A 22,532-nucleotide genomic window follows, 5' to 3' on the forward strand; every position below is an offset into this window, starting at 1 on the left:
GAGATTAGCGGGAGTGCGCTCGTCTCCCGGTGAAATACCGCTTATAACCGCTGAAGCAGTTGTTTTTCGAGTGGCGAATCGATTCACAACGGATCCGTCACTGAACGGCCCAGTTCGAGCGGATGAATCCCGACGGAGAGGTGTCCCGGTGACGAGATCAGCGTTACTTGCCGCGTTCGCTCCCGTCCTCGTCATTTCGTTTTCTGTCTGGATCTGCGGTATTCCCCTCGCCGTTGGTGTCGTCATCATCCTCGCCGTCGGGCCGTTCTCCCTCCGAGCCGAGAACGTCCCCGTGCTCGTCCGTTTGAGAATGGCGGTCCCGTTCAGTACTTGAGTCCGCCGCTTCGGTTGCGTCGTCACCGAGCGCCGTTTCCGAGAGATCAACGTCGTCGTCTCCCCTGCCTCGTCGTGGATCGTGGACATCCGCATTCAGACTCGGTTGTGATCGTCCCTGGGTCTCAGCGTCAGCGGTGAACGCCGGATCGGACAGCTCGCCCGGAAGGTCTCCGCCTAACTCTCGGTCGGTTCCGTTCTCACCGCTCGTAGTAGGCTCTGATTCTTCATCGAAACCGTGTTGACCGCTCGGGTTACTCACCGCTGCTTCGGACTGCTCGTTATCGTCTAACCGATCGCGCTCGGCCGTCGTGACACCACCCACGGCATTCTCTTCCGAGGACGTTCTAGTCGTATCTAAACGGCGTTGACGCACTCCAATGCAGAATACGACGATTCCGAGAGCTACCTGAGCCACCGCTTTGAAAGAGCCGTGACGCGTCGATCGAACTGCGCGCCAGAGCAACAGCGCACCAGCCACAATTGCAGGAATTCCGTCTCGAGCACCGGTCTTGACGATTGATGGAACCCGTCCGGATTCCTTCGTCTCAGCGCGCTGTGTCCCGTCACGTAGTCGTTGGACAAACTCGGTCACCCGATCCGTCAAACGCCCCGGAGCGTTACTCATGGCGAGCGAACTACAGCAACGAGAAGGTTGAACCTTTGCCCGTGTACAACTACCCGCGGGGTCCGTTCCTGCAAGCACGACCGGGAATCTTCCGCTTCACACCGAGGAAGATAGTAATTCGATCTCGCGGGCGATTCGTAGTGCCTTTCCCATCGACAATTCGTTCAAGCCGCTTTCTAAATATTTTCGGTTGTTTATCCAGTACGGAAAGACCGCCGTCCGCTGAGGCGTAGAACGTGGCATTCATTGCGGGGTTCAGCAGGGCCAACGTTCACTAATTCGCTCTCGGAATGCAGACTGTGACGCGAGAATACGACAAACTTGTCCGCGACGACATTCCAGCAGTCATCAAGCGAAACGGGGAGGTTCCCGTCGTTCGAACCGCGAGCGACGACGACGAATACGAGTCGTATCTCCTCGAGAAACTCCGGGAAGAGGTCGACGAGTACGCAGCGAGCCGAGAACACGAAGAGTTGGCCGACATTCTGGAAGTCGTCCGCGTGATTCGGGAGTTCGAGGGACTTTCCGAGCGAGAACTGCAGGAACTCCGGGATCGGAAAGCCGAATCGAGAGGCGGATTTTCGGATCGAATCGTCCTCGAGCACGTCGAGTCGTAGCGTCGGCCGATAACGGTCGTCGCGACTCGCCTACTCCTCGAGTCGCTCGAGCGCCGCTGCGACCACCAGCGGGAGCGAAATCGTCGCGTCGCCGTAGACCGAGACGTTGTCGGCGTCCTTCTCGAGTTTGCCCCACGAGCGGGCCTCGTCGAGCGTCGCGCCGGAGAGGCCCCCCGTCTGCTTGGGGTCCATCGTCAGCTGGACGGCGTAGTCGTAGGCGTCGGGCGTGACCAGCATCGTCTGGAGGGTGAAGTTCTTCGGCACGCCGCCGCCGACGACGAACGCGCCGGCCTCCTCGGCCTCGAAGGCGATGTCGGTCAGCGGCGTCATGTCCGCTAAGGCGTCCAGCGAGAACGGCGAGGTCTGGGAGTACATCCAGGCCTGCAGCCCGAGCACGGAGTCCTGGACGGCCGGACAGTAGATCGGCACGTCGTTCTCGTAGGCCGCGGCGGCGATGCCGGGGCCCTCGTCGACGTCGTCGCGCTCGTTGACCTCGGCGTTGGCCCGCCCGAGTTCCTCGGTGAGTCGTTGAATCGAGACCGGACCGTCCTCCGCGGACTCTTCCTCGAGGACCGGGAACACCTCGTCGCGCAGGTGCGACTCGAAGGTCGCGAAGAACTCCTGGGGCAGGTAGACGTTGTAGATCCGGTCGACGCCCTCGTCCCGGAGCGTCTCGTCGTGTTCGCGCTCCGTTTTGCCCTCGGCGTGGACCTCGCCGTGGTGGTGTTTCCCGCCGATGGCCTCGATGGCGTCGTGGGTGAGGTTCGCACCCGTCGTCACGAGTACGTCGATGTGGCCGTCTCGGATCAGGTCCGCGACGATCCGACGCATCCCCGTCGGCACCATCGCGCCCGCCAGGCTGAAGAAGACCGTGACGTCGTCGTCGAACATCGATTCGGTGACGTCGACAGCCTCGTGGAGGTCGGCCGCGCCGACGCCGGCGTTGCCGTACTCGTCGGCGAGTTCGCCGACGGTCATGCCGGCCCGGACCTCGGCGTGGCCGATCGGGTCGTGAGAAAACGTCTCTCTGTCGGGTTCGTGGTGGCCCTGCTCCGCGTCCTCGCCGTCGGCGTCGCTCCCGTGGTCGTGCTCGTCGCTCATGTCACCGCATCCGCGAGCCACCGGTTTGAACGTCGCGGTCTCGTTCGCACGGGGCCGCGTCCGAATGCCGTCACCGGTAGCAGTTCCACCGGATCGGGCCCGAACACGGCTCCGCCGCCCCGCTCGAGGCGGTGGCCAGCACCTCGCCGTCGTCGCAGAGATCGACGGTCGCGAGCCCGTCCGTCGCAGCGACGGTGAAACAGCGCGTCCCGTTCGGCGGGACGGCGAGGGTGTTGGGGCCGGTCGCGCCGTCGCCCTCGGATTCGAGTCCGCCGGACGCCGACGTATCGGAGCCGCTCCGCGCCGCGCCGTCGTCGATGATCTCGCCGAAGAACTCCTCCTGACACGCTTCGTACGTCGGATTCGTTTTCGAGATATCGCCGCCGCCGGGAACGACGGGCGTCCCGTCCCGGAACGCGTCGACGCTTCCGACGATCGCGTCCTCCGGGATATCGTCGACGTCGGCGACGTCGAAGACGGCGGACCCGTCGACCGCGCCGAAGTCCCAGTACATGTCGCCGACGCCGCTTTCGGTATCGAACACGGCCTGAACCATCACTTCGGCGAAGTCGCCGACGACGCGGACCCGCTGGCAGTCGAGATACGCGATCCCGTCCTCGACGGGCGACGCGGTCCACTCGAGAAGCGCCGGCCCGTCACCGTCGTTGATCGCCCGGAACAGCGCCGTGTCGCGATCCGCGTCGAGACAGACCGCTTCGAGCCCGATCAGTTCCGGCTCGACTCCGCCCGGGCCGCGGTCGCCCGGCCAGGCGGCCGCGCTCGCACTCGACGTCCCGAGACCGAAGATGCCGCCGCCCGCGACCGCGCCGGTCGCCGAGAGGGTACGCAACCAGTCCCGCCGCGTCCGTGACTCGTCGGTGTCGTTGTCGTTGGGCATGAGTGTGGGTGTGGGTGCCCCCGGATCAGGTCCGAGAGGTAGTCGTCGATCGGACGGCGGCGGCTATTGTTATCCTCCGATTGTCGAAATGAGCGAATATCCGTCGTCGTCGAGGCGACAGTTTTCGGTAGCGAAACCGTCGGTAGGTGGTGCCTGGTCGACTGGCACGATTCGATCGAGCGCGCGACCGGTCCGGTGTCGAAGACCGTCCGCCACCCTCCGGTACCCGGCCGCGAGCGGTCTCAGAGTCCCGTGGGAACCTCGATGTAGGTCGTTTCGAGATCGTCGTCCCACTCGGCGACCAGCTCCTGCAGCGACCGGACGCCGAACGTCTCGGTGGCGTAGTGGCCGGCGAGGACGACGTTGATGTCCGCCTCCTGCGCTTCGTGGTAGACCTTCTGTTTGCCCTCGCCGGTCACCAGTGCGTCGACGTCGGCCGCGACGGCCTCGTCGAGCCAGTCGGCGCCGCTGCCGGTGACGATCGCCACGTCCTCGATCTCGTCGGGGCCGAAGTCGAGCACCCGGGCCGCCTGGCCGCCCGTCTCGAGGGTCGAATCGAGACGGTCGCGGAGGCCGTCGGGCGCGTAGGGCTCGGTCGCCGTCCCGCGCTGGCCGATGTACTCGGGGCCGAGTTCGCCGAAGGGCGCTCGATCCGCGAGGTCGAGCACGTCGGCAACGCCGGCGGCGTTGCCCAGGTCCTGGTGGCCGTCCAGCGGGAGGTGGGAGACGTACAGCGCCAGATCGTTCTCGATCAAGGGCGCGATCCGGTCGTAGGTCCGGCCCGTCACGCGGTCGATCCCGCCCCAGGAGATGCCGTGGTGGACGACGAGGGCGTCCGCGCCGGCCTCGACCGCGCGGTCGACCGTCTCCCGGACGCCGTCGACGGCGAAGGCGACGTGATCGATCTCCGCTCGGTCCGGGCCGACCTGGAGCCCGTTCTCGCTGGCGTCGAGGTCGGCGTAGTCGTCGTGGCGTAGCTCCGCGTCGAGTCGGTCGGTGAATTCGGCGAGATCCATGGACATGGTCGTTTGCGGTCGGGGCTATTCGGCCGAAGGGCAGTATGCTTACGGTCGTCGATCCGGCCCGGCACCGAGAGCCGCAGTCGAGTCGCCGCGACCGCGACCCGAGCGCTCGGAGGGATCGATTTACCACCCTCCCGCCGAAAGGGACTCGTATGTCGCGTCAGACTATCACTCACAAGGACGGCGTCGTCTACGAGTTCGCGCCCGATCTCGAGGGGGTCGAAACGGTCGAATCGGGCGCGGAACTGACGATCGAAACGCGAGACAGTCTCGACGGTGCGGTCCAGTCCGAGGCGGACGTAATCGAATCGGTGCCCGAGGAGGTCAACGCCGCGACGGGACCGATCGCCGTCGAGGGCGCCGAACCAGGCGACGCGCTCCGCGTCGAGATCGAGGAGATCCGCCTCACCGAGGACCAGGGGCGCGTCATCACCATCGACGGGTTCGGCCTGCTCGACGGCGACGAGGGGATCGAGGCCCCGCGGACCCGCATGACGCCGGTCGACGACGGCGGCGAGGGAGAGAAGGCAACGATCGCGTTCGACGACCTCGCGGTCCCGGTCGAACCCGTCGTCGGCACGATCGGCGTCGCGCCGGCCGCGGAGTCGTACACGACGCTCGTTCCGCACGACCACGGCGGCAATCTCGACACGACGGACGTGACCGGCGGGAACGCGATCTACTTCCCCGTCTTTCAGGCGGGAGCGATGCTCGCGATGGGCGACTGCAAGGCCGCCATGGCCGACGGCGAGATGTGCGGGACTGGCGCGGAGATCGGCACCGAAATCGACGTCACCCTCGAGGTGATCGACGGGGCCGCGACTGACGTCGGCCTGGCGCGCCCGCTGATCGAGACCGACGACGCCTGGAAGACCGTGGCGAGCGCGGAGACGCTCGAGGCGGCCTGCGAGCTCGCGAACCGGGACGCGGTCGACCTGCTGGCTGCGGCACACGGGTTCGACGACACCGACGCCTACCTGTTCTCGAGTCTCGCCGGCGGGCTGGAGATCAGCCAGGTGGTCGATCCGCTGGTGACGGTCAGGAACGCAATTCCGAAGGACTATCTCCCGTCGCCATTCTGAGCCGCGAATAGAGAGCCGAGCGGGCGAGGAAAGCCGCCCTCCGCCCTACATCAGGTAGAACAGCGGGAACAGGAACACCCAGACGATGTCGACGAAGTGCCAGTAGAGGCCGAAATACTCGACCGGCCGGTCGTCCTGCAGATAGGCGTCGATGGTCAAGACTCGGTAGATCATGAACCCCGCGATAAGCAGGCCGAGGATGACATGGAACGCGTGCAGACCCGTCGTCACGAAGTACAGCGAGTAGTGGAGTTCGGTGAACCAGTAGATGCCGTGGGCGAACTCCTGGCTCCACTCCCAGCCCTTGACGCCGAGGAACGTCAGGCCGAGCGCTACCGTGGCGCCCAGCGATCCCAACAGGCCGCGCTTGTTCCCACGTTCGGCCATCACCAGGGCGAGGACGACGGTGAAACTCGAGGTCAACAGGACGTAGGTGTTGACCAGGCCGACGAGCTCCGAGGGCGGCACGGTCTCGAACTCCCCCCAGCCCTCGTGGAGCCGCATGAAGATGTACGCGCCGATGGCGGCCCCGAAGACGACCACGTCTGACGCCAGGAAGAACCAGACGCCGAGTTTCGTCCCGCCGACGCCCTCGAACGGCCAGCGCTCGGCCACGGCTAACTCGGGCGCGTGGAACCGCTCGCGGCCGTACTCGAAGAGCGTATACCCCAGAATCGCGACGCCGAGGAGCAACAGCGCCGGATGCACGAGGTCGGTCGAGCCGGTCTCCTGTATCTCGGCTCCCCGTGCCGTCGCGAACTCCGCGACCCACGGGGTGACCCCTGAGAGCCCGAGGAACGAGAAGAACATCCCGACCCCGATGCCGAACGGCCAGATGCTCGCGTGATCCTCGTGTTCCGCCTCGGTCGCGACGGCCTGGCCCGTTCGCTCGCGGGCGTCGCGGGCGTGGGCGGCCCCGCCGTCGGTCGCGGCCGAGTCGTCGACGAACTCGAGTTTGCCGCTGGCGTAGCTGGGCCGGTTCGGCCAGTTCTCCAGCGGCGGCGGCGAGGTCGTCGCCCACTCCGCGGTCCGCGAGTACTCCCACGGGTTGTTAGGCGCGTCGGGACCGGAGAGCCAGCTCTTGCCGAGCGCGTAGAACATGATGAGATACGACGCGGCGAGGACGAACGCGCCGGCGGTCGCCAGCCGGTGGTAGAGCGTGTACTCCGGCGGGAAGTGGAAGACGCGACGGGGCGTCTCCCAGGCGAGGAACATCGGGAAGTACAGCAGATTGAAGCCGACGAAGTAGACGGCGAAGTGGAGTTTGCCGAGCGTCTCGTCGAACATCTTGCCGGTGATCTTGGGCCACCAGTAGTAGATGGCTCCGACCAGCGCCGTCGAACCGGCGACCATCACGTAGTGGAAGTGCGCGACGACCCAGTAGGAGCCTCGGAACTCGTAGTCGAGCACGACAGCGCCGAGGAAAACCCCGGTGATGCCGCCAATGATGAAGATCACCAACGTCCCCAAGCTCCACAGGAAGGGGGTGGTAAAGCGCACCCTGCCTTTGACCATCGTATAGATCAGCGAGAACACCATCAGGTCGAACGGCAACGAGATCCCGATCGTCGTCGCCATGAACAGCGTCTTGATCGGGAGGTTGATCGTCGTCAGGAACATGTGGTGGGCCCAGACGAGGAACGACTGGACTGCGACCAGCACCATCGCGATGATGACCCACTTCCGGCCGACCAGGCGGCGACCGCAGAAGGTCTGGAACGTTTCGAACAGCACCCCGAGCGCCGGGAAGAAGACGATGTACACCTCCGGATGGCCGAAGAACCAGAAGAGGTGGGCCCACAGCAGGCTCGACCCCTGGTCGGTCGCATAATACTGCGTCAGTAAGATCCGATCGCTAGTCAGCAAGAGCAACGCGGCCAGCAGCGCCGCGAACGCGAACAGCATCATCCAGACCGTTAGCAGGATCGACCACGTGAACAGCGGCATGTTCCACAGACCCAACCCTTCCGCGCGCTCGTAGTGGATCGTCGTGAGGAAGTTGACCGTCGCGATCGTCGTCGACATGACGAACAGGATCAAAGCGAGGATCGTCAGGTTCCCGCCGGCCGTCGCCGCCATCGCCGTATTGTACATCGGCACGTTCAGCGGCGCATACATGTACCAGCCGCCGGCGAAGGCCCGCCCCTGGAAGAACGCGATGCCGACCAGGATCCCGGAGAAGAGATAGAACCAGTAACTCATGGCGTTCAGTCGCGGGAACGAGAGGTCTTTCGCCCCGATCTGGAGCGGGACCAGGTAGTTCGCGAATCCGAACGCGAACGGCGAGAGATACCAGAACACCATCAGGAGGCCGTGGTTCGTGACCGACTGGTTGAACTCCTGGTTCTCGAGCAGGCCGATCCCGCCGGATTCCCACATGTGCGTGCGAAATAGCAGCGCCAAGATGCCGCCGAACAGCAGGAAGAAGATCGCGGTCGCGAGGTAGAGGATCCCGACGTCCTTGTGGTTGGTCGTGACCAGCCACCGCTTGACGGTCGTCCGCGGCGGCAGTTCACTCACGGCGCTCACCCCCCGACTCGACAGCGGCTCGAATCGCCATCGGGCCGTCCACACCCTCGAAACGCTCGCTGCGACTGATACGCCGATACGAGACGGGATCCATAATACTACCACTCACTACGACTCGATCGGCGTATCAAGGTGTGCGGCGCATTTGCAGGCAGTACTTGTCCGGCGCCGATTCGAATCGGAAGGTAAAACGCTCACTACAGAGCCTGTTGCCGGGTATTTCGGCGCCTTTCGAGTCGTTCCGAGAATCGGGCTATTTACCGGGCGTTCGACGAGTACCCGTGCCCGTCACCCCCGGGAAATCGACGATGACGCCGTCGACGCCGGCCGCCGCGAGCCGCTCGAACTGTACCCAGGTCGTGGCGGTCCAGGCGTTGACCGTCCGCCCTTCCTCGTGGGCCGACTCGACTATGCCCGTCCCGTCGACTCCCGCGTCGCCGATCGCGGTCCGCGGCGGGTGGATCGCCTCGCAGTCGTAGCGGCGCGCGATTTCGAGCCCCGCCTCGGGATCGTCCCGGAGCAACGGCGCGGCGGCGTACCGAGCCGTAACGTCGCGAAGGGCCGCGATCGCGCCCTCGCAGAACGACGAGAACAGCACCTCGCCGCCGAAAGCCTCGCAGTCGTCGATGACCCGCTCGACGAACGGTCGCCAGGCGTCCCGCCGTCGGTCGCGCTCGTCTTCGGATAGCGCTTCGCCGACGCGCAGGTCCGCCCGCCCGGGATTCTTCAGTTCGACGTTGACGCCGACCGTCTCGGGAACGGCCGCGAACAGGTCGGAAAGCGTCGGGATCGTCGCGTCGGTTCCCAATACCCGCGTCTCCCGCAACTCCTCGAGCGACGTCGCTCGGACGAGCCCCGCGGCGTCGGTGAGCGGCCAGCCGTCTCGGGTCCCGTCGAGACGCTCGTCGTGGACGACCACCGGCGTTCCGCAGGCGGCCGGCCGGACGTCGATCTCGATCATCGCGGTCTCGTCGCGCTCGGCCGCGCGTTCGGCCGCGATGACGGTGTTTTCCGGCGCGATAGCGGCGTAGCCGCGGTGGGCGATGACGGCGGGACGGGCCATACCGGAGCGACGACCGGCCCGGTAATGGAGACTTGGGTCGCGGCGACGCGGCGGGACGACAGAGTACCAGGGACGCGGACGTGGCGTTTCCCGGCCCGTCTTTGATCCGTCGGCCCGTCGAACCCACCGGCGATGACCGACACCACGCTCGCGGACGTCGAACGGGCCCTCGATCGCGCGGCCGAGTTAGAGACCGAGGAGGCCGTCTCCGTGTTGCGGACCGCCCGGCAGGACCTCCGCGATCTGGCGAGCGATCCGAACGTCGACGAGGAGCAACGCCAGGCGCTGGAAAATCGGCTCGACCAGCGGATCCGCGAGGTGAAAGAGCGGGACGCCTACGACAGCGGACTCGGTGCGGCGATGAATCCGTCCGAAGACGACGCGCCGTAACGGGGGTTCTGGAGGCGGTGTGGTCTGTGCGAGCGAATCGGCCGACGCGAGCGCGCCTCGACCCGAGACGGTGGTCCGATCGGCTCGGGTTCGACCGAGAACCGGCGATATCGGCCACGCTCCGGCCCTTTTATTCCGGAGCCGTTCGGAGACGTTCGTATGCGAATTGCACTACTGGGCGGCACCGGCGATATCGGCGAAGGACTCGCCCTGCGGTTTGCGCGCGATACGGGCCACGAGATCCTCATCGGCTCGCGGGACCCCGAGAAGGCCCGCGACGCCGTCGCGGACTACGAGGACGAACTCGACGAGCGCGGCGCCGAGGCCGACGTCAAGGGCTTCGCGAACGAGATGGCGGCCGACCGCGCCGACGTCGTCGTCCTCAGCGTCCCGCCGTACTACGCCGGCGACACCGTCGACGCGGTCGCCGACAGCCTCGACGAAGATACGGTCCTGGTCACCCCCGCGGTCGGCATGCAGGGCGACGAGGACGGCCTCCACTACCACCCGCCGTCGGCCGGCAGCGTCACCGAACTCGTGGCGCAGCGCGCTCCCGACGCGGTCCCGGTCGTCGGCGCGTTCCACAACCTGGCCGCCGACGCGCTGGCGGACCTCGATAACGAACTCGATCTGGACACGCTCGTCGTGGCTGACGACGACGACGCGAAAGACACCGTGCTGACGTTGGCTAACGAGATCGAGGGGCTGCGCGCGCTCGACGTCGGACCGCTCGCCAACGCCGCGGAGGTCGAGAGCGTCACGCCGCTGGTCATCAACATCGCGAAGTACAACGAGGACATGCACGACGTCGGCGTCAAGTGGATCTGACGTCGCCGACGGAGACCGAACCGACGACGGACGACGTGCAGTCGGCTGTTTTCGAACTCGCTGCGATCGCGGTGATGGAGTTTCCGCTACGCGGGACGAACTACCGGCGACTACGCAACTGCGGGCTGCGAGAGAAACGTGACTGGTTCGGCCGTTGCAGTCGAGTTACGCGCCGGCCGACTCGAGGGCGTCCTCGATGTCGTCGCGCTGGGTGACGCCGACGAAGCGCTCGACGATGCCGTCGTCGTTCTCGATGACGAGCGTCGGCAGCGATCGAACCTGGTACTCGTTGGCGACGTCCTGCTGTTCGTCGACGTTGACCTTCTCGACCTCGAATCGGCCCTCCCAGTCCTCCTCGAGCTCTTCGAGGATCGGGTCCTGAGTCTTGCAGGGGCCACACCAGTCAGCGTAGAAGTCCTTGAGTGTGACAGTCATGTGGTTCATCGATAGTTGCCTCGCGGCGCGCATAAGGGTTTCCCACTCCCAATCGATTGCCGTCATCGGCGACGCGGACCGGTCGAAAGGTTTAGTTCCGGGGCCCCGTAGAAGGGGATATGGACAGAGGACAGAACACCGGTGGGCTGATGTCCAGTGCCGGGCTCGTCCGGTACTTCGACTCCGAGGACTCGAACGCCATCCGTATCGACCCCAAGACGGTCATCGCGTTCGGCGTCATGCTGGGCGTGCTGGTCCAGCTACTGACGTTCGTCTCGTAACGAGCCGACCGCAGTCCACTTCTCCCAGAATCGTCCCGAGTAGCGGCAGCACTGTCGGACTTCTCCCTCGATCACCCGTCTGCGAGCGACGCGATCCGTCCGCACAGTCACAGCGCGATTTCACCGTGGCGAACGCATAAGATCGTAGCGGGGACACGCGAGCTTCGACCGTGCGTCTGGCGCATCCGACGACTCCGAGAACGGGCTCGTGACGGAGAACGCGGAATCGATAACGGCGTCCTCGACCGCCGAGGGGTCGACGACGGAAACGTTCGCGATCACCGTCGTCGAGAACGACCTCCCCTGGCGGTGATCCGACCCCGTTCGACGCGTACGCTCCGGTCCGCCGATCCGGGGACGGGGACCCGGGAGCCGGTGACGCGACCTTTTTGAACGAACCGTTCGTACCCGCGGCCATGTCACTGACTGCAGGCGTCGTCGCGGTCCAGGGCGACGTCGAGGAACACGCGGCCGCGATCGAACGAGCGGCGGCGGCCCGCGACCACGCGGTCACCGTCCACGAGATCCGCGAGTCGGGGATCGTCCCCGACTGCGACTTGCTCGCGATGCCGGGCGGCGAGTCGACGACCATCTCCCGCCTGGTTCACAGCGAGGGGATCGCACCCGAGATCCGAGACCACGTCGCCGCCGGCAAGCCGCTGCTCGCGACGTGTGCGGGACTGATCGTCGCCTCGAGCGATCCGAACGACGATCGGGTCGACGACCTCGGCCTGATCGACGTCGGCGTCGAGCGCAACGCCTTCGGCCGACAGAAGGACAGCTTCGAGGCGCCGCTGGACGTCGCGGGACTCGACGAACCGTACCCCGCGGTGTTCATCCGCGCGCCCGCGATCGATTCGGTCGGCGACGCCGACGTGCTCGCGACCTGGGACGACCGCCCGGTCGCGGTCCGGGACGGGCCGGTCGTCGGCACCGCCTTCCACCCCGAACTGACCCCGGACAGTCGGATCCACGGCCTGGCCTTCTTCGAGAACCAGGCGGCCGCGGTGCCGGCCGTCGAGGACGCGCGATAGCCGGCGGCGGTCGGCTGCGGTCGACGGGACCGACGCTGGCCGTGCATGCATTCGCGACCGGACATGTTTTCTCCCTCGCAGCCGACGGTCAGGGTATGCAGGCATCTATCGACGCGGTGCGCGTCGCGGGGACCCCCCAGGGGCCGGTCCCGGTGGTCGTCCTCGCGATCGACGGCGAGGACGACGTCGTGCCGATCTTCATCGGATTCAACGAGGCGACCAGCATCGCCCGCGGGCTCGAGGCCGAGGATATCGGGCGGCCGCTGACCCACGACCTCCTGCTGGACGTGATGGAGGAACTGGGTAGTCGGATCGACCGCGTCGTCGTCAGCGAGATCGAGCAGCGCGACGGCGGGCAGGGCGGGACCTACATCGCCGATCTCCACCTCGAGACGCCCCGCGGCGAGACGATCGTCGACGCCAGGCCGAGCGACTCGCTGGCGCTGGCCGCCCGGACGAACGCGTCGATCGAGGTCACCGAGGAGGTCTTCGCGGACGGCCGAGACGACAGCGGGAAGTTCGCGGAACTCGAAGACATCCGCGACGTATCCGGTGACCTATAAATGGACGAGACGCTCGACGAGCTGTTCGCCGTCATCGAAGATCGGAAGGACCGACTGCCCGAGGACTCCTACACCGCCTCCCTGTTCACCCACGAGAAGGGCGAGAACGCGGTGCTCGAGAAACTCGGCGAGGAGACGACCGAACTCGTCCTCGCCGCGAAAGAGGACGACCGCGAGGAGATCGCCCACGAGGGCGCCGACATCGTCTACCACCTGCTCGTGCTGCTCGCGATGAAGGACATGGACGTCGCGGACCTCGAGGCGGAACTCGAGGCGCGGCGCTGAGCGCGGTCGACGCCGGTCAGCAGACCGTCGATCCGCGTTCGAACGTCAAAAGCGGCGATCGACCGGATCGAAAGCGCCGCCAGCCGCCCTTGCAGTCGCCGCGAGTGTTTTGAACCCGCCGGCTAGTGAACGATCGATCGATGGCGCTCCAACAACTCGAACACGCGGACGACCACATGCAGGAGTGTATCGACAACTGTCTCGAGGCCGCTCAGGTCTGCGAGTGGTGTGCCGACGCCTGCGCGGGCGAGGGCGAGGACATGGCCCGGTGCATCCGGCTCTGTCGTGACGTGGCCGACGTCACGTCGCTGCACGCCAGGTGGATGGCTCGCAACTCGGGGTACCACCGCGAACTGGCCGCGATCTGCGCCGACCTCTGCGAGGAGTGCGCCGAGGAGTGCGAACAGCACGACCACGACCACTGCCAGGCCTGCGCCGAGATCCTGCCGAAGTGCGCCGAGAGCTGTCGCGAGATGGCGTCGAGCTAAGACGCGCACGGCGATCGCGGTCACGGTGGCGCGTCCGCGGTCGGCACCGTTTCTCGAAGTTGTCAGCACCGTGATCGGCGCGCTTTTACGCGTGGATAGGTATCGTTGGGACACGATTCGAGCGACGCGCGTCGAGCGGGGCGATCGGGAGGAATCGGTCGGAACTCGGCGTCTCAGCCCCGAATCCGACCGCCCCGGCCGTCGACGTGAGCCGTCGCTTGTCTATCGGGTGGAGACGGGACTCCCCCATCTATCGAATACGCTATGAGCGATATGAGACAGGACTCCGGTATCGAGGAGGCGGTGATCGAAGGCGAATTCGGCCCCCGCGAGGAGCGATCCGGCGACCCCCATCTCCCCAGCGGTAGCGGTCCCGTCGAATCGCCTGGCGGACACGAGGAACCCGACCACTTCGCGCTCATCTACGAGCGTCGGGCGGAGCAGTTCGCGACGGTCGTCCCCTACGTCCGGCAGGGCCTCGAGCGCGGTGAGCACTGTCTGTACATCTACGCCGAAAACACTCGAGCGGACGTACTCGAGGCGCTGCGATCCAGCGGCGTCGACGTCGACGCCGCGCTCGACGACGGCCGACTCTCGCTGCGCTCCGTCGAGGAGACGTACCTCGAGGGCGGGGAGTTCGACGTCGACGAGGCCTACGGGCTCCTCGAAGCCGCCATGGAGAAGGGCCAGTCCGAGTACGAGGGCTTCCGCGTGACGGCCGAGGAGACGTGGCTCGTTCGCGACGAGGCGACGCAGGAAGCGTTCATGACGTGCGAAGCGCGCGTGAACGAACTCTTCGACGGCGAGGCGGGAATGGCGCTGTGTCAATACAACCGCGACCGGCTCCCGCCGTCGGTTATCGAAGACGTCATCGAGACCCATCCCTACCTGATCTACGACGACACGGTCTGTCACAACGTCTACTACACGCCGCCCGCGGAGTTCTTCGGCCCCGATAGACCGGCCTGCGACAACGAACGGAAACTGCAGACCCTGGTCGACCGAACCTCGGCGCGAACGACCCTCCGGACCGACGAGTGGGCCCAGCGGAAGCTGTACGCGATCGTCTCGGATCCGCACCGGACGTTCGAGGAAAAGGTCGACGACCTCCTCGCGTTCGGCCGCGAGCTGTTCGGACTCGAAGTCGGCGGGATCGCTCGCGTCGACCCGGCGACCGATCTGTACCGGATCGAAGCGATCAGCGGCGACCACGAACAGCTGGAGCCGGGAACGGAGATCCCGCTGTCCGACACCTACTGCCGCGAGGTGATCGAAGACGACCCGACCGTCCCGAAACCGACCGAGTTCTCGGCCGCCACCGGCGGCCTTCCGGAGACGCCAGGCGACGACCGCGCCCAGGACGTTCGGGTGTACCTCGGCACCTGTATCCCGATCGAGGGCGACCTCGACCGGACGTTCTTCTTTACCTCCTCCGACCCGTCCGACGGCGCGGTCTCAGAGAAGGAGCAAGCCTTCCTCCAGTTGATGGGAGAGTGGGTGAAATACGAGCTGGAACGGCGCCACCACGAACGTCTCCTGCGGGACCTCTACGAGACGATCGCCGACCCTGAGGCGTCGTTCGACGCGAAGCTCGAGCGGCTGCTCGAACTGGGCAGCGAGCGGTTCGGCCTCGAGATCGGGTACTTCACCCAGACCGACGACGGCGCGTTCGAGGTCGTCGCCGCGGTCGGCGACCACGACAAGATTCGGGCCGGCGTCACCGACTCGATCCGCAATACGTACTGCGAGAAGCTGCTCGCGTCGCCCGATCCGATCTCGGTGACCGACGCCGCCGAGGTCGGGTGGACCGACGACCACGCCTACGAACGGTTCGGGCTGGACGCCTATTTCGCGACGACCGTCCACGTCGGCGGCGAGGAGTACGGGACGCTGTGCTTCGGTTCCGAGTCACCGCGCAAACTCCCGTTCTCGGACGCCGAACGGACGTTCCTCGACCTGATGGGGCAGTGGGTGAGCCACGAGTTGGACCAGCGCCGCCGCAGGCGGTCCCTCCAGAAGAGCTACGAGATCACGTCCGACCCCGGACTCTCCTTCGAGGAAAAGCTCGAACGCCTGCTCGAGGTCGGCCGCGAGCGGTTCGGCCTCGAGATGGGCGGGCTGAACCACCTGCCCACGTGGGACGGCGCGTTCAGGCTGGAGAAGGGCATCGGCCTCGACGTCGATCCCGACGACGAACTGTGGACCGATCCGGGGATGGGTTGTTTCTGTCGCCAGGCGATCACTGCCGACGCGCCGGTCGATACGACCGACGCGAGCGAGACCGACTGGGCGGACGACGAGGTCTTCCGTGAATTCGGGCTGACGACATACCTCGGGACGAAGGTCGCGAGCGGGTCCGGACCGTACGGGACGCTCTGGTTCGGCAGTACGGAGTCGCGCGACCGGCCGTTCTCCGACGCCGAGCGGACGTTCATCGAGTTGATGGGCCAGTGGGTCGGCTACGAGATCGAGCGACGGGAACACAGGCGCTCCCAGGAGCGCCTGTACGAGATCACCGCCGACAGCGATCGCACGTTCGACGAGAAGGTCGAGCGACTGCTCGATCTGGGTCGCGAGTGGTTCGACCTCGACATGGGCTTCTTCCTCGAGAAGCAGGGCGACGAGTTCCGCGTCGTCAAGACTCGAGGGACCGACCTGGAGGAGGGCGTCGCGACGCTGTGTGCCAATTCGGGCAACTACTGTAAGCAGACGATCACGGTCGACGTTCCGGTCGGCGTCGAAGACACCAAAGCGATCGGCTGGGACGACGATCCGCTCTACGAGGAGTACGGGCTCGGCTGCTATCTCGGGACCAGGGTGCTCGACGGCGACGGCGTTTACGGATCGGTGTGTTTCGCCGACAGCACCGCGCGGCAGCGGGAGTTCTCCGACGCCGAGTACGCCTTCCTGGACCTGATCGGGCAGTGGCTCAGCTACGAACTCGAGCGCGACGAGCGCGAGCGGCGACTCGAGCGGTCCAACGAACGACTCGAGGAGTCCAACAAGCGCCTCGAACAGTTCGCCTACGCGGCCTCCCACGACCTGCAAGAGCCCCTGCGGATGGTCTCGAGTTACCTCCAACTCCTCGAGCGGCGGTACGGCGACGACCTCGACGGCGACGGGGAGGAGTTCCTCGAGTTCGCCGTCGACGGCGCCGATCGCATGCGCGAGATGATCGACGGCTTACTCCAGTACTCCCGGGTCGAAACCCGGGGCGAGCCGCTCGAACCGGTCGATCTCGACGACGTGTTCGAGAGCGTCCGCGAGGACCTCCGCGTCCAGATCGAGGAGACCGATGCCGAGATCACCGCCGACCCGCTCCCGCCGGTCCGGGGCGACGCCAGCCAGTTGCGCCAGGTATTCCAGAACTTGCTGTCGAACGCGATCAAGTACAGCGGCGACGAGCCACCGCGGATCCACGTCAGCGCCGAGCGTCGGAGCCGAGGCCGGACGCGAGTGATCTCGGTCGAAGACGAGGGGATCGGCATCGAGCCGGACGAACAGGAGCGCATCTTCGACATCTTCGATCGCCTCCACAGCCGCGAGGAGTACGACGGCACCGGCATCGGCCTGGCGCTCTGTGAACGGATCGTCGAGCGCCACGACGGCGAGATCTGGGTCGACGCCGAGTCGGGCGAGGGATCGACGTTCTCGTTCACGCTTCAGCCGCCGGCCGAGGGCGAATCGTAACCGACTCGATCGCCTCCACAGGTCGGGTCCCGTCCGATCAGGCGCTGAGCGCAGCCCCGACTGCGCCGGCGACCGCGCTCTCGAGGGCCATGACGAGCGAGACGGCGGCGGCGAAAGCGAAGATGCCGAGACCGACCGTCCCGGAGATCGCCCCGCCGACGGGACCGAGCGCGAGCCCGGCGATCCCGACGGCGACGCCGATGAGCAGGCCGCCGATGATCCCGCCGAGCGCGCCCGCGAGCAGTCCGTGCCAGAAGCCGCTTCCGAGCCCGCCGCCGCCCATGTAGCCCGCGACGAAGCCGCCGACCAACCCCGCCGCGAGCTGGCCGACGCCCGGAAGGGCCAGCCCGAGGATTCCGAGGACCGTCGCGACGACGAAGCCAACGAAGACGGCGCGCCAGTTTGTCATACCAGAACGTACGATGGCGACGGGGATAAGCTGACGGCGGCCAACGGACGCCCTTTTATGGTCGCGGGTCATAGCAGCGGGCATGATTTTCGAAGACCTTCCGACGACGCCCACGTCGGAAGAGTTGATCGACAAGGCGTTTTCGCGGGCAGCTCGGGCCGGCAAGGCCAAAGGCGGCCTCGAAGCCCAGCAGTCGATGCTGCAGACGGCGGCCAACATCATCTCGGATAACCTCGAGAACGTCGTGACCGCCTGGCCGGACTTCGAGTACGACGCCCACCCGTTCTACTACGAGCTGGCGGACGCGATCGTCGACGTCGACGACCTGCGCCAGAGCCTCTCGGAAGTGATGTGGGCCAGCCGGAAGGCCCGCGAGATCCACGAGGAGTACCAGCCCCGCCTGCGCAAGACCGACACGGACACCGCGCGGAAACACCGCAAACAGGCCTTCGCCAGGCTCGCGGACATCGTCGAGCAGGTCGACGACCACCTGCTGTACATCAACGAGGCGCGCAACGACCTCCGGGACCTGCCGGATATCGATCCCGACGAGCCGACGATCGTCGTCGCCGGCTACCCCAACGTCGGCAAGTCCTCGTTCGTCAACGACGTCACCAGCGCCCGGGGCGAGACCGCCTCCTACCCCTTCACCACGAAGGGGATCGGCGTCGGCCACTTCGAGCGGGAGCACATCCGCTACCAGATCGTCGACACGCCTGGCCTGCTCGACCGCCCGCCGGCGGAGCGCAACGAGATCGAGTCCCAGGCGGTCAGCGCGATCGAGCATCTGGCGGACTGCATGCTCGTCATGCTCGATCCCAGCGGGGAGTGTGGCTACCCGCTGGCCTCGCAACTCGAACTCCGCGACGCGATTGCAGCCCAGTTCGAGGAGATACCCGTGCTCACGGTCGCCAACAAAGCCGACCGCGAGGAGGTCTGGGACGACAGCCTGCGCGACGAGATGAACGCCGACTACACCATGAGCATCGAGACCGACGAGAACGTCGAGACGGTGCTCGACGCGGCCGTCGACGCGGTCGATTACGAGCCCGAGTTGCCGTTCGAGGGGTGAGGTGCCGGTGCGACCGCCCCTTCGGAACGGGCGCGACGGCGATGCCGGGAGCAACGGCCGGCGCCCGACGGCGGCCCCGCGATCGCGATGAAGGGTCCGGGAATCCTCTGGATGCTCCAGACCGCCGCCGGGTTCTCGATGGCCGGCCCGATAGTCATCGTCGGCGTCGAGTTCCTCCGAACCGGTCGGCCCGTCGCCGGGGTCGGGTTTCTCGCCCTCGGTGCGATCGTCCTCTACTTTCCGACCTACCTCGGCAACCGGATCGGCGGGCCGAGAACGTGGCTTCGACGCGGCCTCGACCGAGTTCGAAGCGGCGACGATAGCGAGACGGGGGCAGGAGAGTCCGACGAAGACTCGCACCGGTTGCGCATTTTCGATCGAATTCGCCGCTAGCAGCGCCGGTGACAGGTTGCCGTCCGACGCTGTCCGGCGCTCGACACTACCCTCGTTCGACGACCTCGACGTACCTGATTTCGACGCCGACGGTGGCGTCGGCGTGGCGGTTGACCCGCTCGTGGATGACGTCGAGCAGTTCGGGCGCGGACTCGCCTGGCGGACCGCCGATCGTCACGATCACGCGCTGTGGATTCCGGAACGGATAGTCGTTGTCCAGGACAACCTCGAATTCGAGCAGTTGGTAGTCCTCGTACTGTTCCTGTGCGAGGACGTCCTCCACTTCCTCGCGGGCGTCCTGTTCGAAGGTCCCGACCTCGTAGGTGCTGTAGGTGATGCCGCCGAGAAACACCGCGAAGACGAGGACGATGACGACCAGGCCGAGGATCCGCTTGCGGACGCGCTGTTCGGTCTCGCCGAGTTCGAACAGGCTCTCGGGCCGATAGCCGGCGTACCACAGCGTCAGCAGGCCGGCGAGGTTCACCGAGAGGAGGTTGACGAGGACGAGCACCGTCGCGCCGATCGCCGACGTCGGTTGGCCCCAGGCGATGGCGATTCCCGCGACGCCGGCGGGCGGAATCAGCGCCGCCGCGATCATCACGCCGACGAGCGCGACCGAGGTTCCGGTCGCGATGCTGACGACCCCCGCGACGCCCGCGCCGAGCGCGATCGCGAGCGACAGCAAGTCCGGCGCGAGCCGCTCCGCGATCTCGCCGACGCTCGAGAGGACGAGATTCGGCGGAACGATGTTCGTCATGCGAACCACCAGCGCGAAGACCGCGGCGGCCGCGATCGCGAGCACGACGCCGATGATCTGGAAGGTGATGCTCTCGACGAACATCTCCTCGTCGTCGATCACCGTCCCGACGCTGGCGCCAAGCGCCGGTCCGATCAGCGGCGCGATCACCATCGACCCGACGACGACCGCGGGCGAGTCGAGCAACAGCCCCGCGGTCGCGACGACGGCGCTGATGATCGTCATCACCGCGTAGACGGGAAACGTAGGCGTCAGCTCGTCGGCCTCGGCCTGCAGTTCCTGGCGCGAGATGCGGTCCGACTCGACGTCGTCGCTCTCGTACTCGTCGCGCAGGCCCTGAAATCGCCGGGAAACGACCGTCTCCGCGTCGACGACGACCGTGTAGGCGTCCTCGTCGACCCCGACGTCCTGAAGTTCGTCGAGGACCGGTTCGACGGCCGGATCCGGCAGCGGGAAGTAGACGACCGCCGTGTACTCGCGCTTGCTGTCCTCGTCGGTCAGGACGTAGTCGATCCCCCGGTCGTTGAGGGTGTCGAGTATCGTCTCTCGCTTGCCCGTCGGGACCGTCAACTGTACGAGCCGCACAGTTCTCCCTGAGATACGGTGGGGCATAATTCCGGGGCATTCCGTCACGCGCTGCAGGGCAGATTCGAGCCGCAGCCGCCGTTGGCGGACTTGTCGCGACTGAGACCGCGACGAGACCGCACCGAACGGCCGCGTCACGGCGCTTATATAACCGCGCCCGGTTTAGACTGGCATATGTTCGACACGCGCCCCAATCGAGAGGCCGAAGTGGCCCTCGTCGGTCGCTCGAACGTGGGCAAGTCAACGCTCATGCGCGAGCTGACCGGGCACACGTTCGACACCGGCGGCAAGCCAGGCGTCACGCGCCAACCCAACCACTACGACTGGGCTCCCGAGGACTTCGTCATCACCGACCTCCCCGGCTTCGGCTTCATGAGCGGCGTCGAGGAGGACTACCGCGAGGAGATCAAGACCAACATCGTCCGCTATCTCGAGGAGTACGCCGAGAACATCCTCGTGGGGATCCTCGTCGTCGACGGCAAGAGCGTCATCGACATCATCGACCGCCACTCCGGTCCCGACGAGATCCCCTACGACGTGGAGATGTTCCACTTCCTGCAGGACCTCGGGGTTCCGACCGTCGTCGCCGTCAACAAGATGGACAAGGTCGACGACAAGGACGAGCGCCTGAACGAACTCTGCGATCGCCTGGGCCTCTACCCGCCGTGGAAACAGTGGCAGGACACCATCGCGCCGATCACCGCCAAACGGGGCCAAATCGACTCGCTCAACGAGGCCGTCCGCACCCACTTACACGACCAGCAGCGGGACGACCTGTTTAAATTCTTCTAACGAAATTTTGCGCTGCGTGCGGCCGCTTCGCGACCGCACTCGACAAAATTTCGATCAAAAGCACTCCTCCCTCCGTTCCGAGCGCTTCGTGCTCTCCACATCGGTCGTCGGCCCGCTCGCTCCTGACCGTCGCTCGCGGTTGCAAGCGGTGTCCTCGTATTCACCGACTCGTCACAGCTCCGGCGCGACTTCCCTTCCGAGCCGTTCGATCGATTCCTGCATCGCCGCCGTGTCGATGCCAGGACAGTACGAGCGGAAGATGATGTGCACGTCGTCGCCCAACTCCTCGCGGTAGGTCTCGAGTTCCGCGCGGACCTGGTCCGGCGAACCGACGATCGCGTCCTCCTTGAGCTCTCGTTTCCGTTCGTCCGGGAGCGCCTCGATATCGTCGTCGCCCATCCACTCCGCGTACTTCCGCTGCTGGTAAAAATAACCGTCGCGCATCGTTTCCCAGGCGTCGTCCGCGGAGTCGCCGACGAACCCATACCGGACGATGTACGTCGTGAAATCGCCGTCGAGCCCTTCCTCCTCGCGGACTCGCTCGATGTCGTCCATGCGGGTCCGGATGTCCTCGAGCGACAGCATCTCGTTGGCACACCAGCCGTCGCCCAGCCGCGCCGCGCGCCTGACCGCCGGCTTCGCCAGGCCGCCGAGGACGATCGGCGGCGCCTCGTCCGGCGTCGGCGTCACCTCGGTCGCGGGATCGATCGCGTGATAGTCGGGGTCGTACTCGAGCGGGCCTGGCGACCAGGCGTTGCGCAGGACGGCGATCGCGTCCTCGGTGCGGGCCGTTCGTTCCGCCTTCGGAATCCCGAAATTCTCGAACTCCCGATCCCAGTAGGCGATCGAGAGGCCGAGCGTCAACCGGTCGTCGGAGAGGGCCGCGATCGTCGCGGCGTCTTCCGCGAGGCGCACCGCGTCGTAGAACGGCGCGAGCGCCACGGCCGAGCCGATCCGAATCTCGTCGGTCCGGCCGGCGAGCGCCCCCATCGTCGGGACCGTCCCCGACAGGTAGCCGTCGTCGGCGAAGTGGTGTTCCGACGTCCAGACGCTGTCGAGTCCCGCCCGGTCGGCGGCCGCCCCGAGTTCCAAAAGTTCGTCGTAGATCGCCGCGGTCGAGCGGTCGTCGTCCGGTCGCCGCTGGGCGGTCAGCAGGCCGAGTCCGAGATCCATGCGGCGTCGCTACGGTAACGACCGCCGAAAAGTGCCGGGTAGCATCGTCCTGCAAGGACACGACCATGGGCGAGGACTGCGGCC

General features: G+C 66.3%; 23 protein-coding genes. 13 read left to right on the plus strand and 10 right to left on the minus strand.

From position 1 onward, the window contains the following. Positions 1-163 precede the first annotated feature (163 nt). Positions 164-595: a hypothetical protein gene (locus tag BMY29_RS14030; protein WP_143067707.1), complete on the minus strand. Its 432-nt coding sequence runs from the start codon at positions 593-595 to the stop codon at positions 164-166. Positions 596-1,260: 665 nt separating this feature from the next. Here BMY29_RS14030 and BMY29_RS14035 point away from each other — a divergent pair. After that, complete coding sequence (locus BMY29_RS14035) at positions 1,261-1,578, plus strand: nucleoside triphosphate pyrophosphohydrolase (RefSeq protein ID WP_049990981.1); 318 nt, start codon at positions 1,261-1,263, stop codon at positions 1,576-1,578. Between the two features lie 30 nt (positions 1,579-1,608). On the opposite strand, the gene BMY29_RS14040 is transcribed toward BMY29_RS14035, so the two are convergent. The 3 genes from BMY29_RS14040 to BMY29_RS14050 form a co-directional block, all read right to left on the minus strand. After that, positions 1,609-2,679, minus strand: coding sequence for a deoxyhypusine synthase (locus BMY29_RS14040; protein WP_049990962.1), 1,071 nt, complete (start codon positions 2,677-2,679; stop codon positions 1,609-1,611). Positions 2,680-2,749: 70 nt separating this feature from the next. Then, positions 2,750-3,577, minus strand: a complete 828-nt coding sequence (locus tag BMY29_RS14045; RefSeq protein ID WP_049990963.1) for a hypothetical protein — start codon at positions 3,575-3,577, stop codon at positions 2,750-2,752. A 242-nt stretch (positions 3,578-3,819) separates the two neighbouring features. Further along, complete coding sequence (locus tag BMY29_RS14050; RefSeq protein ID WP_049990964.1) at positions 3,820-4,593, minus strand: Nif3-like dinuclear metal center hexameric protein; 774 nt, start codon at positions 4,591-4,593, stop codon at positions 3,820-3,822. Positions 4,594-4,751: 158 nt separating this feature from the next. Here BMY29_RS14050 and BMY29_RS14055 point away from each other — a divergent pair, with 158 nt between their 5' ends. Continuing rightward, positions 4,752-5,681, plus strand: coding sequence for an acetamidase/formamidase family protein (locus BMY29_RS14055; RefSeq protein WP_049990965.1), 930 nt, complete (start codon positions 4,752-4,754; stop codon positions 5,679-5,681). Between the two features lie 45 nt (positions 5,682-5,726). Here BMY29_RS14055 and BMY29_RS14060 read toward each other — a convergent pair whose 3' ends face one another. Together BMY29_RS14060 and BMY29_RS14065 are read right to left on the minus strand one after the other, a co-directional pair. Then, entirely contained in the window at positions 5,727-8,201 is a 2,475-nt protein-coding gene (locus BMY29_RS14060) for a cbb3-type cytochrome c oxidase subunit I (RefSeq protein WP_049990982.1), read from the minus strand. A 262-nt stretch (positions 8,202-8,463) separates the two neighbouring features. Beyond that, positions 8,464-9,273, minus strand: a complete 810-nt coding sequence (locus BMY29_RS14065; protein ID WP_049990966.1) for a glycerophosphodiester phosphodiesterase — start codon at positions 9,271-9,273, stop codon at positions 8,464-8,466. A 132-nt stretch (positions 9,274-9,405) separates the two neighbouring features. On the opposite strand from BMY29_RS14065, the gene BMY29_RS14070 reads away from it, so the two are divergent. Both BMY29_RS14070 and npdG read left to right on the plus strand, forming a co-directional pair. Further along, positions 9,406-9,663: a hypothetical protein gene (locus BMY29_RS14070; RefSeq protein ID WP_049990967.1), complete on the plus strand. Its 258-nt coding sequence runs from the start codon at positions 9,406-9,408 to the stop codon at positions 9,661-9,663. A gap of 159 nt (positions 9,664-9,822) precedes the next feature. Further along, positions 9,823-10,491 (plus strand): NADPH-dependent F420 reductase, encoded by a 669-nt coding sequence (gene npdG, locus BMY29_RS14075; protein WP_049990968.1) that lies wholly within the window; start codon positions 9,823-9,825, stop codon positions 10,489-10,491. A 165-nt stretch (positions 10,492-10,656) separates the two neighbouring features. On the opposite strand, the gene BMY29_RS14080 is transcribed toward npdG, so the two are convergent. Then, the gene (locus BMY29_RS14080; protein ID WP_275041253.1) at positions 10,657-10,959 is read right to left on the minus strand and encodes a thioredoxin family protein; all 303 of its coding nucleotides are present in this window, start codon (positions 10,957-10,959) and stop codon (positions 10,657-10,659) included. 86 nt (positions 10,960-11,045) lie between these two features. On the opposite strand from BMY29_RS14080, the gene BMY29_RS14085 reads away from it, so the two are divergent. From BMY29_RS14085 to BMY29_RS21150, 6 genes are all read left to right on the plus strand, one after another. Continuing rightward, positions 11,046-11,207, plus strand: a complete 162-nt coding sequence (locus BMY29_RS14085; RefSeq protein WP_049990970.1) for a preprotein translocase subunit Sec61beta — start codon at positions 11,046-11,048, stop codon at positions 11,205-11,207. 416 nt (positions 11,208-11,623) lie between these two features. Beyond that, complete coding sequence (gene pdxT / locus BMY29_RS14090; RefSeq protein WP_049990971.1) at positions 11,624-12,241, plus strand: pyridoxal 5'-phosphate synthase glutaminase subunit PdxT; 618 nt, start codon at positions 11,624-11,626, stop codon at positions 12,239-12,241. 95 nt (positions 12,242-12,336) lie between these two features. Next, positions 12,337-12,804, plus strand: coding sequence for a bifunctional nuclease family protein (locus BMY29_RS14095; protein ID WP_049990972.1), 468 nt, complete (start codon positions 12,337-12,339; stop codon positions 12,802-12,804). Beyond that, the gene (gene hisE / locus BMY29_RS14100; RefSeq protein ID WP_049990973.1) at positions 12,805-13,089 is read left to right on the plus strand and encodes a phosphoribosyl-ATP diphosphatase; all 285 of its coding nucleotides are present in this window, start codon (positions 12,805-12,807) and stop codon (positions 13,087-13,089) included. A 140-nt stretch (positions 13,090-13,229) separates the two neighbouring features. Then, entirely contained in the window at positions 13,230-13,577 is a 348-nt protein-coding gene (locus tag BMY29_RS14105) for a four-helix bundle copper-binding protein (protein WP_049990974.1), read from the plus strand. Between the two features lie 264 nt (positions 13,578-13,841). Next, positions 13,842-17,267, plus strand: a complete 3,426-nt coding sequence (locus BMY29_RS21150; RefSeq protein WP_074854769.1) for an MEDS domain-containing protein — start codon at positions 13,842-13,844, stop codon at positions 17,265-17,267. A 37-nt stretch (positions 17,268-17,304) separates the two neighbouring features. On the opposite strand, the gene BMY29_RS14115 is transcribed toward BMY29_RS21150, so the two are convergent. Continuing rightward, positions 17,305-17,676, minus strand: coding sequence for a DUF5518 domain-containing protein (locus BMY29_RS14115; protein WP_049991735.1), 372 nt, complete (start codon positions 17,674-17,676; stop codon positions 17,305-17,307). An 82-nt stretch (positions 17,677-17,758) separates the two neighbouring features. On the opposite strand from BMY29_RS14115, the gene BMY29_RS14120 reads away from it, so the two are divergent. Both BMY29_RS14120 and BMY29_RS14125 read left to right on the plus strand, forming a co-directional pair. Next, positions 17,759-18,748, plus strand: a complete 990-nt coding sequence (locus BMY29_RS14120) for an NOG1 family protein (RefSeq protein WP_049991734.1) — start codon at positions 17,759-17,761, stop codon at positions 18,746-18,748. An 87-nt stretch (positions 18,749-18,835) separates the two neighbouring features. Beyond that, a complete protein-coding gene (locus tag BMY29_RS14125; RefSeq protein WP_049991733.1) occupies positions 18,836-19,141 on the plus strand; it encodes a DUF7533 family protein in 306 nt (101 codons plus the stop codon). A gap of 46 nt (positions 19,142-19,187) precedes the next feature. On the opposite strand, the gene BMY29_RS14130 is transcribed toward BMY29_RS14125, so the two are convergent. Then, positions 19,188-20,483 (minus strand): TIGR00341 family protein, encoded by a 1,296-nt coding sequence (locus tag BMY29_RS14130; protein WP_049991732.1) that lies wholly within the window; start codon positions 20,481-20,483, stop codon positions 19,188-19,190. Positions 20,484-20,657: 174 nt separating this feature from the next. Between BMY29_RS14130 and engB the strand changes: the two genes are divergently transcribed. Continuing rightward, a complete protein-coding gene (engB, locus tag BMY29_RS14135; protein ID WP_049991731.1) occupies positions 20,658-21,275 on the plus strand; it encodes a GTP-binding protein EngB in 618 nt (205 codons plus the stop codon). 171 nt (positions 21,276-21,446) lie between these two features. Here the strand turns inward: engB and BMY29_RS14140 are convergent, their stop codons facing one another. Continuing rightward, on the minus strand, positions 21,447-22,448 hold the full coding sequence (locus tag BMY29_RS14140; RefSeq protein ID WP_049991730.1) for an LLM class flavin-dependent oxidoreductase: 1,002 nt from the start codon (positions 22,446-22,448) through the stop codon (positions 21,447-21,449). Positions 22,449-22,532 lie beyond the last annotated feature (84 nt).

The sequence above is a fragment of the Natrinema salifodinae genome (genome assembly GCF_900110455.1).
Classification (GTDB): domain Archaea; phylum Halobacteriota; class Halobacteria; order Halobacteriales; family Natrialbaceae; genus Natrinema; species Natrinema salifodinae.

Coding starts and splice junctions, on each gene's coding strand:
- BMY29_RS14070 (WP_049990967.1), top strand. CDS start 9,406: ATGACCGACACCACGCTCGCGGACGTCGAACGGGCCCTCGATCGCGCG.
- BMY29_RS14085 (WP_049990970.1), top strand. CDS start 11,046: ATGGACAGAGGACAGAACACCGGTGGGCTGATGTCCAGTGCCGGGCTC.
- BMY29_RS14140 (WP_049991730.1), bottom strand. CDS start 22,448: ATGGATCTCGGACTCGGCCTGCTGACCGCCCAGCGGCGACCGGACGAC.
- BMY29_RS14055 (WP_049990965.1), top strand. CDS start 4,752: ATGTCGCGTCAGACTATCACTCACAAGGACGGCGTCGTCTACGAGTTC.
- BMY29_RS14045 (WP_049990963.1), bottom strand. CDS start 3,577: ATGCCCAACGACAACGACACCGACGAGTCACGGACGCGGCGGGACTGG.
- BMY29_RS14040 (WP_049990962.1), bottom strand. CDS start 2,679: ATGAGCGACGAGCACGACCACGGGAGCGACGCCGACGGCGAGGACGCG.
- BMY29_RS14065 (WP_049990966.1), bottom strand. CDS start 9,273: ATGGCCCGTCCCGCCGTCATCGCCCACCGCGGCTACGCCGCTATCGCG.
- pdxT (WP_049990971.1), top strand. CDS start 11,624: ATGTCACTGACTGCAGGCGTCGTCGCGGTCCAGGGCGACGTCGAGGAA.
- engB (WP_049991731.1), top strand. CDS start 20,658: ATGTTCGACACGCGCCCCAATCGAGAGGCCGAAGTGGCCCTCGTCGGT.
- BMY29_RS14120 (WP_049991734.1), top strand. CDS start 17,759: ATGATTTTCGAAGACCTTCCGACGACGCCCACGTCGGAAGAGTTGATC.
- hisE (WP_049990973.1), top strand. CDS start 12,805: ATGGACGAGACGCTCGACGAGCTGTTCGCCGTCATCGAAGATCGGAAG.
- BMY29_RS14050 (WP_049990964.1), bottom strand. CDS start 4,593: ATGGATCTCGCCGAATTCACCGACCGACTCGACGCGGAGCTACGCCAC.
- BMY29_RS21150 (WP_074854769.1), top strand. CDS start 13,842: ATGAGCGATATGAGACAGGACTCCGGTATCGAGGAGGCGGTGATCGAA.
- BMY29_RS14095 (WP_049990972.1), top strand. CDS start 12,337: ATGCAGGCATCTATCGACGCGGTGCGCGTCGCGGGGACCCCCCAGGGG.
- BMY29_RS14080 (WP_275041253.1), bottom strand. CDS start 10,959: ATGCGCGCCGCGAGGCAACTATCGATGAACCACATGACTGTCACACTC.
- BMY29_RS14115 (WP_049991735.1), bottom strand. CDS start 17,676: ATGACAAACTGGCGCGCCGTCTTCGTTGGCTTCGTCGTCGCGACGGTC.
- BMY29_RS14105 (WP_049990974.1), top strand. CDS start 13,230: ATGGCGCTCCAACAACTCGAACACGCGGACGACCACATGCAGGAGTGT.
- BMY29_RS14125 (WP_049991733.1), top strand. CDS start 18,836: ATGAAGGGTCCGGGAATCCTCTGGATGCTCCAGACCGCCGCCGGGTTC.
- npdG (WP_049990968.1), top strand. CDS start 9,823: ATGCGAATTGCACTACTGGGCGGCACCGGCGATATCGGCGAAGGACTC.